8 protein-coding genes are annotated in these 8,347 nt (G+C 68.5%); 2 read left to right on the top strand and 6 right to left on the bottom strand.

Going from position 1 to position 8,347, the window contains the following annotated elements; all coding sequences use genetic code 11:
* Positions 1–69: 69 nt before the first annotated feature.
* Positions 70–1,247 (top strand): IS3 family transposase gene (locus C996_RS14400; protein WP_155985232.1). Its coding sequence is split into 2 segments (ribosomal slippage): positions 70–337 and positions 337–1,247, totalling 1,179 coding nucleotides; the frame shifts between segments, so codons are not numbered across the junction.
* 199 nt (positions 1,248–1,446) lie between these two features.
* On the opposite strand, the gene C996_RS0112525 is transcribed toward C996_RS14400, so the two are convergent.
* The gene (locus tag C996_RS0112525) at positions 1,447–2,355 is read right to left on the bottom strand and encodes a fructosamine kinase family protein (RefSeq protein ID WP_018867779.1); all 909 of its coding nucleotides are present in this window, start codon (positions 2,353–2,355) and stop codon (positions 1,447–1,449) included.
* A gap of 68 nt (positions 2,356–2,423) precedes the next feature.
* On the opposite strand from C996_RS0112525, the gene C996_RS0112520 reads away from it, so the two are divergent.
* Complete coding sequence (locus C996_RS0112520) at positions 2,424–2,807, top strand: group III truncated hemoglobin (RefSeq protein ID WP_018867778.1); 384 nt, start codon at positions 2,424–2,426, stop codon at positions 2,805–2,807.
* A 277-nt stretch (positions 2,808–3,084) separates the two neighbouring features.
* On the opposite strand, the gene C996_RS0112515 is transcribed toward C996_RS0112520, so the two are convergent.
* From C996_RS0112515 to mdh, 5 genes are all read right to left on the bottom strand, one after another.
* The gene (locus C996_RS0112515; RefSeq protein ID WP_038035795.1) at positions 3,085–5,151 is read right to left on the bottom strand and encodes a transglycosylase SLT domain-containing protein; all 2,067 of its coding nucleotides are present in this window, start codon (positions 5,149–5,151) and stop codon (positions 3,085–3,087) included.
* Positions 5,152–5,266: 115 nt separating this feature from the next.
* Complete coding sequence (locus C996_RS0112510) at positions 5,267–5,806, bottom strand: pseudouridine synthase (protein WP_018867776.1); 540 nt, start codon at positions 5,804–5,806, stop codon at positions 5,267–5,269.
* A 10-nt stretch (positions 5,807–5,816) separates the two neighbouring features.
* Positions 5,817–6,473, bottom strand: a complete 657-nt coding sequence (locus C996_RS0112505) for a DUF1007 family protein (RefSeq protein WP_018867775.1) — start codon at positions 6,471–6,473, stop codon at positions 5,817–5,819.
* A complete protein-coding gene (locus C996_RS0112500) occupies positions 6,470–7,426 on the bottom strand; it encodes a 5'-3' exonuclease H3TH domain-containing protein (RefSeq protein ID WP_018867774.1) in 957 nt (318 codons plus the stop codon). The genes C996_RS0112505 and C996_RS0112500 overlap by 4 nt, the downstream gene beginning before the upstream one ends.
* On the bottom strand, positions 7,410–8,333 hold the full coding sequence (gene mdh / locus C996_RS0112495) for a malate dehydrogenase (RefSeq protein ID WP_018867773.1): 924 nt from the start codon (positions 8,331–8,333) through the stop codon (positions 7,410–7,412). The genes C996_RS0112500 and mdh overlap by 17 nt, the downstream gene beginning before the upstream one ends.
* Positions 8,334–8,347: the final 14 nt, after the last annotated feature.

Here is an 8,347-nt window from a genome sequence, read left to right as displayed (position 1 = left end):
CTGAGCTGGTCTAATTTCCGTGGACACCTCGTTAGGTGGGACGATACCCCCTGGACGAGGAGAACAACCATGGCACGCAAGCGCCGAAGTTTTTCAAGCGAATACAAGGAGCGCGTGGCCCGGATGGTGGTCGATGACGGTCTGGAGGTCTCGGTCGTATGCCGGGATCAGGATCTAGGCGAGACGGCCGTTCGCCGCTGGGTCGATCAGCTCAAGGCGGAGCGCACGGGGCAACCGGGCGAGGGTCGGCCGCTGACGGCGGAACAACAAAGGATTCGCCAGCTCGAGGAGGAGAACCGGCGGTTGAAGGAGGACAAGGAGCTGTTAAAAAAAGCGTCGGCCTTCTTCGCCCGGGAACTGAAGTGATGCATCGCTGCATCACGCGGTTGAGCGGAGAAGGCCCTGTCCATCGTCTTTGTCGGCTGCTGGGAGTGAGCCGGGCCGGCTATTACGAGGCGCGGGCACGGGCCGAACGCCCAAGCGTGCCCTGCGCCGCTGGCGCTCACCTTGAGCGGGTGTTCGCGGCTTCCGGGCGAACCTACGGCAGCCGGCGTTTGGCAAAAGCCTTACAGGCGGATGGCACCGTCGTGGGCCGTTACCGGGTGCGGACGCTGATGCGCGAGCGCGGCCTGCGGCCCGTCTGGCGGCGGCGCTTCGTGACCACCACGCAACGCGACGACAGGGCCCCTGTCGCCGAAAACCACCTCAACCGCGAGTTCACCCCGGCCGGACCGAACCAGGCATGGGCGTCCGACATCACCTATATCCCAACCGCCACCGGCTGGAGCTACCTGGCGGTCATCCTCGACCTGTACTCGCGCAAGGTCATCGGTTGGGCCCTCGATCGGCAGATGCCGGCGAGCCTGACCTGCGAGGCGCTGCGCATGGCGCTGGAGCAGCGCCAACCGGAGCCGGGACTGCTGCTGCACTCCGACCAGGGTTGCCAATACACCAGCGCCGCCTGGCGGCGGCTACTGGCCCGGCACCAGATCCAGGCGAGCATGAGCCGCCGGGGTAACTGCTGGGACAATGCCGTCGTCGAGCGCTTCTTCCTGAGCCTCAAGACGGAACGCGTCTGGCAGCGCCGCTACGCAAACCACGGCGAGGCGCGGCGGGATATCACGGACTACATCGCTCGGTTCTACAACACCGTTCGCATCCACTCGACGCTGGGCTACCTGCCTCCCAGCATCTACGAGCAACCAACGGCAGCCAATCCACCTAACGCGGTGTCCGAAATCACTTGACCACCACAGATTAGATGGGAGCCGGTGTGTTCAACCCCGCTCGGGTGAGCGGCGAAGCCCCTGAGTCATGCTTGACCAGAATGGCCCCTTCTCTGTGTCCTCCGTGCCCTCCGTGGTGCAATCGCCCTTGACCTTCTTCGTGCCTTCGTGAGCTTCGTGGTAAAACCGCCCTTGCCTTTCAAAGTCTCGACGTGGGCCGTCAGCGCAGTTCGGCGAGGAGCTGGCGGATCATGCGCTCGGCCTGGGAGCCGTAGCCGCCGCCGAACAGGTGGTCGTGGTTGAGGATGTGGTAGAGGTTGTAGAGCGTGCGCCGCACCCCAAAGCCGGGGTCAATCGGCAGGATCTCCTCGTAGGCGGCGACGAAGTCCTGGCCGGGGTGGCCGAACAGCTCCATCATCGCCAGATCGGCCTCGCGGTCGCCGTAGTACACGGCCGGATCGAAGATCGTCGCGCGGCCATCGACGAGGAAGCCCCAGTTGCCGCTCCACAGATCCCCGTGCAGCAGCGACGGTTCGGGCCGGTAGTCGACAAAGAAGCCGCCCAGCGAGGCCTCCAGGTCCTCCAGCGCCCCCAGCAGCGAGCCCGCCGCCCCGCGTTCGCGCGCCAGCCGGCGCTGGAAGCCGAGGCGCTCGTCGCGATAGAACGACACCCAGTCGTCGTGTTCGGTATTCGACTGCGGGGTGCTGCCGATGAAGTTGTCATGATCCAGCCCGAAGCGCGGCCGGGTCTTCTGGTGCATATCGGCGATCCCGTGCCCCAGGGCCACGCCGTCGCGACGCCCGCCCAGCGCGAGGTCCTCCATGACCAGGAAGTGGGTGCCGCCGGCGGAGCCGGTGCCGACCACCTCGGGGATCTTCAGCCGCTCGCAGCGCGCGAGCTCTTCCAGACCGCGCGCCTCGGCGGCGAACATCGCGGCCCCGTCGCCACCACTCAGCTTGACGAAGAAGCTGCGCCCGTCGGCCCCGGTCAGGCGCTGCGCCTGGTTGATGGAGCCCCCGGAACAGGCCTGGCTTCCTGACGGCTGGAAGGCGGTTCCGGTATGGTCGCTAATGCACTGGGCCACCGCCGCCGTCACGGCGTCGGGGCCCGCTGAATCGAATCGGTTCATCCTCGGCATCCGGGTTGCTCTGCAACGTGCAGGGTACCGGCTGGCGCAGGATTCGTCAGGAGACCCCCATGGCCTTTCGCAAGCTCGAACCCCTGTGCGACAAGATCGGTGCCGAGCGCATCCGCGCGGTGATCGACGACTTCTACCGCCGCCTGTCGGCCGATCCCGAGATCGGTCATCACTTCGAGCGCATCCAGGACTTCCCGGATCACGTCAACCGGATCGCCGATTTCTGGTACATGAACCTGGGCGGGCGTCTGGAACAGCCACCGACCATCGACATGGTCGGCAAGCATGCGCCCCTGAATCTGACCGAGGCCGACCTGGCCATCTGGATGCGCCACTTCAAAGCCACCACCGAAGAACACCTGGAGGCCCCGCTGGCGGCCGAATGGCAGCAACTGGCCGACGGCATCGCCAGCCGCATGCGCGAGGACATCATCCGCGGCTAGTTCCAGCACCCTGTTCTTCACCACGAAGCACACGAAGACACGAAGAAGGTCAAGGGCGGTTTTACAGGAAGAAGGGAAGTCAGGAAGAGGTCTTGTGGGGCGGCTTCGGGGCACGGCCCCGCGCTGTTGCCTTTGCGGTCGCGGCTGACGCCGGCACCCAGCGGCGGCCCCAGGCCCTCAACCCATTTCCCTACTTCCGATCTTCCAACCTTCCTGTGAATCGCTTTTGACCTGGCCCTTCTTCGTGCCTTCGTGGGCTTCGTGGTGAACAAACGTCCTAGCAGGCGTTGTCGGTGTAGCCCGGGGCGTCGCAGAAGGCGCGGCTGAGGGTGATGCCCGCATCGCCCGGCAGGGCGGCCAGGTGGCGTTCGCGGCTGGCGGCCAGGCGGTCCTGCGGCGTGACTGGATACAGCAGCGTGGACAGCGACGGCGGCTCCTGCCCCAGGCGCACCGCGTACAGGATACGGTAGGCAAACACCCGGCGAATGTAATCGCGGGTCTCGGAGAACGGGATCAGTTCGGCCCAGATATCCGGGTCCATCGCCCGATCCTCCGGCAGCCAGGAACGCACGCGGTGGGCCCCGGCGTTGTAGGCCGCGGTGGACAGCAGGCTGTGACCGCCAAAGCGGTCGAGGTTGCGCCGCAGGTAGTAGGTCCCGAGCCGGGCGTTGGTCGCCGGGTCGAGGATGTCCCAGTCGGAGTTCACCCGTACCCCGGCCGCCGAGGCGATCGAGCGGCCGGTCGCCGGCATCACCTGCATGATCCCCAGCGCGCCGGCCCCGGAACGCACGTCATGCAGGAACGCGCTCTCCTGGCGCGCGATGGCCATGGCCCAGGCCGGGTCGATGGCCTGTTCGCGGGCCCCGGTCACGATGAGGTCGTCAAAGGCCAGCGGGAAACGCAGCTCGATATCGTCCCAGTTACGCGCCCGCGCAGCGGTGAAGATGGCGCGGTCATGCCAGCCCCAGTCGGCGAAGGTGCGCGCCGCCGACTCCAGTTCCGGCGTATCCCAGCCCGCGATGGCATGGGTCCACTCGCGGCGGGCCTCGGCGTAGCGATCCAGGCGAACCAGCTCGCGCATGCGCTGCATGCCGGCATGCTCACGCATGGCCGCCCGGCGCCCGTCGTCCAGCACCAGGGGCTCATGCCCGATACGGTAGGGCTGGCCCAGCCGGTCAGCGGCCAGGAAGCCGTGGAAGTTGCGCTCGCGGGCGGCGCGCTCGTAGAAGCGCCGGGCAGCCTCCAGCGACTCGGTCTGCTCCAGCGCCCGGGCGTACCAGTACTGCCACGCCGCCTCGTCACGCACGTCGCGATCCATGGCGCGGATAGCATCCATCACCGTCGCCCAGTCGCGCTCGTACAGGGCCGCCCGCACCTGCCACTGGCGCAACTGAGTATCGAACACCTCGGGTTCCAGGCGGGCCATGAAGTCCAGGGCCTCGGGGCGATAGCGCAGGGCCAGACGCAGGGCAAGTGCGTGCTGCACGCGCCCGGCGGCCTCGGTCGACAGCCCGAGTGCGTCCCCGGACGCCTCCCAACCTTCCAGCGCGGCGTCCAGATCCTGCCGGACCCAGCGGGTAAAGGCCCGCTCCAGCAGCGCCTCGGCCGAGCGGTGATCGTCGGCCTGGAAGTCGACCTCCACCACCCGCGCGGGGCGGCTGGCCAGGTCCAGCCAGCGTTCCGCCCAGCGGCGATCGGCATCCGCCAGATAGCGCCGCAGATAACGGGCAAGACCGGTCTGGCCAGCCTTTACGGCAAGCTCGAAACGCTCCCAGGCAAGCTCGCCGGTCAGACCGTCGGCGTCGCGCCAGGCGGCCAGCACGGGGTCGCAGGCGGACGGACGGGATTGTCCGTGCAGCCAGATGGACTCCATGTCTTCCAGCGCGGCATCGCGGTCGCCGGCCTTCAAGAGCGCCTGGCGCCGATAGCAGTCCTGCTCGACCGACAGCGACGGCTTCGCCCCGGTGGCCGCGACAAACTCAAGGTAGTCCTCCCACTGCTCCTCGCGCGCGAGGTGCGTCAGGTAACTACTGCGCAGCCGCGCGGCCAGCGGGGTGTCGTCATGTTCGCGCACGAAGTCGCGCACGGCGTCGGGTTCGGCGCGACCGAGATTGCGCGCGAGTTCGCGGTAATCCAGATAGGGGGTCAGCGGATAGCCGGTCAGGGTGCTGCGCGCGGCGCGGTAGGCGGTCATGTCGCCCCGGTTCAGCGCCCGCTCCGCCAGCAGGAACAGGCTGCGCTCGAAGACGTAGCGGTCGTCCTCCGCGGCCGCCGCCGGCAGCAACGCGGCCAGAGCCAGCAACAGGCCGGCGAGCCCGACGATTACGTTCCTGGAAAGGCGCATGCCCTGCCCTCGCATCAATGGTTGTTCATCATCGGCCAGCCCCGGGGCGCTTGCAACGGCTTCCAGGCGGTTTCGCGGGGGCATCTCGGCAGATCCGGCAAGAAGCGGCTCTGGATCAGGAATCCAGCACGCGAACCTCGCCGCGCGCCAGGCCGTCGAGGGTCCACGATCCGACCCGGTAGCGCACCAGACGCAGGGTCGGGTGACCCACTGCTGCGGTCATCCGGCGCACCTGGCGATTGCGCCCCTCGCGCAGAGTGATGGCCAGCCAGCGGGTCGGGATATGGCGGCGGAAACGCACCGGCGGATCACGCTCCGGAAGATCCGGTGGATCCATGCGCTCCACCTTCGCCGGGCGCGTGAGGCCATCCTTCAGCTCGACGCCCTCGCGCAGGGCAGCGAGCGCGGCATCGTCGGGCTCGCCCTCGACCTGGACCCAGTAGGTCTTGCTGGTCTTGTGGCGTGGCTGAGTCAGGCGGGCATTCAGGCGGCCGTCGTCGGTCAGGACCATCAGGCCCTCGCTGTCGCGATCCAGGCGTCCGGCCGGGTAGACGCCGGGGATTTCGATGTAGTCGGCCAGCGTCGGCCGCCCCTCGGGGTCGGTGAACTGCGGCAGCACACCCCAGGGCTTGTGGAACAGGACAATCCGGGCCATGAACGGCGCGTCAGTCGCAGCGCAGGGTGACGCGCTCGGCGAAGTAGCGACCGAGGTCGTAATCGACGCTGGCGCCGTAGTCCAGCGCCATCGCGCGCGCCACCATAGCCGGATCCGGGCGCGGACGCTCGAGCTGCGCCTGGCAGGTCGCATCCACCAGGCCGGAGGCATCGACAATGCGCGTGCCGTGCGGCTCCTGGTGCAGGATCTCGATGAAATACGTCGGGTCGTAGACCTTGTACTCCAGCGGCGCGACGGCGGGATCCACCGGGGTCTCCAGCTCCAGCCGGAAGTGGAAGTGCAGCAGTCCGTCCTCCATCGCCATGCGCGGTTCCGCGGCGGCGGCGATGCCGATCGCGTCGTCCGCCACCTGCAGATGGCTGTACCAGCGGTACTCGGCGAGGTTGTCCAGGATCTCGCGGGCCAGCCCCTGCAGGCGCGCCTCCGGGGTATCCCCCGGCTGATGCTCCTGGGCATCGTCGTAGAGATATTGCCCGTAGGTCGGATCGAAGCGCCAGTGGTGGAGCATGTGGGTGATCTGCCCCGTGGCGTCGCGCTCGAAGCTGACGCGCAGGTCGATCCACGCATGCGGGTGGGCCTGCGCAGCGGCCGGCAGCAACAACGCCATCAGGATCAGGATCGCGGGGACTATCCGGCTTGCGGTCATGCGGTCTGTCTCGTTTCGGCGCCGGCCCAGGCATTGGCGGCGGCCAGCAGCGGTGCATGATAGGTTGGGGCCACCCCCAGATCCCGGAGCCAGACCGCTGCATCCGGGTCGGGGCCCCGGGGCGGCATCTGGTTGACTGCCGGCAGCCCCGGGATCCGGTCGGCGAGACCCGTCAGCCGGCGCGCACGGCGCAGGCGATCGGCCGCCCCGGCGATGGCCGCGGCGACCGCCGGGGCACGGCGGATATTGCAGCGGGCAACCGCCGCCGGGTCCGCCAGGACGGTGTCGAGGTCGCGCAGCCGGCGCAGGATGCGCGCGGCGCTTTTCGGGCCGACCCCATCGATCCCCGGAATGTTGTCGCTGGCGTCCCCGGCCAGCGCCAGCATGTCCGCGACCTGTTCCGGCCGAATGCGGAAGCGCTTCTCGATCGCGCGGCGATCCAGGTCGGTGCCGCGTTCCGGGTCATGCAGCCGGTCCGCATCACCCAGAATGACCTGGGTCAGATCCTTGTCCGCACTCTTCACGTCGATGCGATACCCGGCCGCGCGGCCGGAGCGGGCCAGACTGGCGATCAGGTCATCGGCCTCGTATTCCGGGTCGGCCAGGGTCGTGAAACCGAGCCTTCCCAGAAGCTCGCGGATCCGTTCGAACTGCTCGCGCAGCTCCGGCGGTGCCGGCGGGCGATGGGCCTTGTAGGCCGGATCGATGCGGTGACGAAAGCCCCGGCGCAGCCCGGTGTCGAGGCAGAACGCCACGGGCCCCGGCGCGCAGGCCGGCAACCACTGACAGAGCGAATGGACCAGGCCGTGCAGCGCGCCGCCCGGGCGGCCCTGCGGGTCGGGATCCAGGCCGCGCGCGAACCAGGCACGGAAGACGAAGATGCTGCTGTCGATCAGCGTCAGGGTCGGCCGTGGCACATCCGGGACCGGCGCGGATTCAGGCGAGGCGTTCAAGGTCCTTCCGCACCCCGGCGATCGACTGGTCGAAGGCGGCGCGCTCCGCGGCATTCAGGTCCAGCTCGATCGCCCGCTCCATGCCGCCCTGACCCAGAATGCAGGGCACGCCCATGGCAACATCGCGCTCGCCGTACTCGCCGTCCAGCAGCGCAACGGTGGGCAGCACCCGGCGCCGGTCCAGGGCGATCGCCTCGACCATCTCGGCGATGGCCGCGGCCGGGGCGCCGTAGGCGCTGGAGGTCTGTTTCAGGGCGAGGATCTCGGCCCCGCCGTGGCGGGTGCGCTCGACGATGTTGTCCAGCGCGGCCTGATCCATGAAGTGATGCAGCGGCACCCCGTTGACCGAGGAATAGCGCAGCATCGGGACCATCGCATCGCCATGGCCGCCCAGTACCAGCGCCTGGATGTCGTGGGTGGACAACCCGGTCTCCAGCGCAATGAAGGCGGCCATGCGCGAGGTATCCAGCACCCCGGCCTGGCCGAATATCCGGTCGCGGCTCCAGCCGGTCTTCTGCCAGGCGCGGTAGGTCAGCACGTCCACCGGGTTGGAGACCACCAGGATGCGGCTCTGCGGGGCATGGACCAGGATGTCCTGCAGGATCAGGTCGAGGATCTCGACGTTCTTGTCCAGCACGTCGGAGCGCGACATGCCGGGCTTGCGCGGCAACCCGGCCGTGATGATCACCAGTTCGGCACCGGCGATCACCGAGGGCTCGTGGCTGCCGCTCAGCCGGGTGTCGAAGCGCAGCAGCGGGGCGGTCTCCTGGATATCCAGGGCAGCACCGGCCGCCGCGCCCTCGCGCACATCCAGCAACGCGATCTCGCGGGCGACATCACGCCGCGCAAGGAACTGGGCGGTGGATTCACCGACGCGCCCGGCGCCGACGATGGCGATCTTCTGCATGCGCTGCTCCTCCT

The organism is Thioalkalivibrio sp. ALE25, from assembly GCF_000377285.1.
Taxonomy (GTDB): Bacteria; Pseudomonadota; Gammaproteobacteria; order Ectothiorhodospirales; family Ectothiorhodospiraceae; genus Thioalkalivibrio.
The sequence above is the reverse complement of the archived record's forward strand: the minus strand, read 5'-3'. Positions and strand labels throughout refer to the sequence as shown.

Bases quoted from the DNA above. Each gene is read 5' to 3' on its own strand.
- C996_RS0112525 (WP_018867779.1), bottom strand. From the start codon at position 2,355: ATGAACCGATTCGATTCAGCGGGCCCCGACGCCGTGACGGCGGCGGTG.
- C996_RS0112520 (WP_018867778.1), top strand. From the start codon at position 2,424: ATGGCCTTTCGCAAGCTCGAACCCCTGTGCGACAAGATCGGTGCCGAG.
- C996_RS0112515 (WP_038035795.1), bottom strand. From the start codon at position 5,151: ATGCGCCTTTCCAGGAACGTAATCGTCGGGCTCGCCGGCCTGTTGCTG.
- C996_RS0112510 (WP_018867776.1), bottom strand. From the start codon at position 5,806: ATGGCCCGGATTGTCCTGTTCCACAAGCCCTGGGGTGTGCTGCCGCAG.
- C996_RS0112505 (WP_018867775.1), bottom strand. From the start codon at position 6,473: ATGACCGCAAGCCGGATAGTCCCCGCGATCCTGATCCTGATGGCGTTG.
- mdh (WP_018867773.1), bottom strand. From the start codon at position 8,333: ATGCAGAAGATCGCCATCGTCGGCGCCGGGCGCGTCGGTGAATCCACC.